Here is a 1,219-nt window from a genome sequence, read left to right as displayed (position 1 = left end):
GGGGAACAATACTGGCTCGACTTGGCGAGCACTTATCAGGGCAGCAACTAGGCGGCCTGGATGACCTGCTGTACTCCCGCACCAAACAGCGGGAAATCACCGATGCGCTTGCCAAAGCCTTCCAATCGGACCGCACCTTCAATCGCTGGTGGCACCGCACGGTAGGCACCCAGTATCACAAAGCCACGATCAATCCTGCCTTCAAGCGTGTTTTTGACGCTGGGCAAGCCTATCTGCACGATGTGTCCCGCCTGTCTATGCGTGCCGAAGCGGCCGCACCGGGTTTGCTGCCCAAGGTGGGCGATCTGCGTGAATTGATCCAGAACGGTAAGAATGCGTTTTCCAAGGCACGCCGCGAGGCGGTCAAGGCGGCGACGCCAGCCATCTTCGCCGGTACCTTGCAATACATCCGCGACAAGGACGGCAACCTGCATCAGGTAGAAGGCGGTACTGCTGAGGGCGTGGTCTTCACTGACGACGAATTGCGCCGGTTGTTCAAGCTCGACCAGCAGGCTATCGACCTGTACCGCGAAAGCCGTGCGGCGATTGATACTAGCCTGGACGACGTGACCCGCTCTACCTTGTTCAAGCTCTTGCGTGAAAGCGCCTTGAATCCGCTGTTGGTGGAAAGCCTGCGCGAGTCTGACACCAGCTTAACGAGCCTGAAGCAGACGATTGGCGCAGCACTGACCCGCGCTGCACAGGATCAAGAACGCAGCAGCAATACCAGCCAAGCTACCCGTATCCTGAAGCTGGCCAAGCTGGTCGATGACATCATCGACAAGGCGGAAAGCTTGAAGGGACGCGGTTATGCGCCTTTGATGCGCTTCGGCAATTACGCCGTGGATGTGATCGACCGCAAGGGGGAGCGTATTGCCTTCCAACTGTTTGAAAGCCAGTTAGAAGCGAATCGGGCGGCCTATAAGCTGGCCAAGGCTTACCCGCAAGCTAATGTACGCCAGTCCCTCCTATCCGAATCGGGTTACAAGCTCTTCAAAGGCATGACCCCTGAGACTGTGGCGTTGTTTGCCAAAGAACTGGGCATCGACAGAGACGCAGCGACGCAAGAGTACCTGCAGCTTGCCGTGTCAAACCGCAGCGCCTTGAAGCGCATGATCCATCGCAAGGGCGTTGAAGGTTATAGCGACGACTTAAGCCGCGTGGTGGCCAGCTTCATTGTGTCGAATGCCCGCCAAGCATCGGGCAACTTCAATCGAGC

General features: G+C 57.6%; 1 protein-coding gene. It reads left to right on the top strand.

Going from position 1 to position 1,219, the window contains the following annotated elements; translation table 11 throughout:
* Positions 1 to 1,219 (top strand): PLxRFG domain-containing protein (locus CSQ89_RS21565; protein WP_143747138.1); only part of this gene is annotated, 1,219 nt, incomplete at both ends.

The sequence above is a fragment of the Chitinimonas sp. BJB300 genome (assembly GCF_002735695.1).
Taxonomy (GTDB): Bacteria; Pseudomonadota; Gammaproteobacteria; order Burkholderiales; family Chitinimonadaceae; genus Chitinimonas.
Note: the sequence above shows the minus strand (reverse complement) of the source record. Positions and strands in the feature narration are given on the sequence as shown.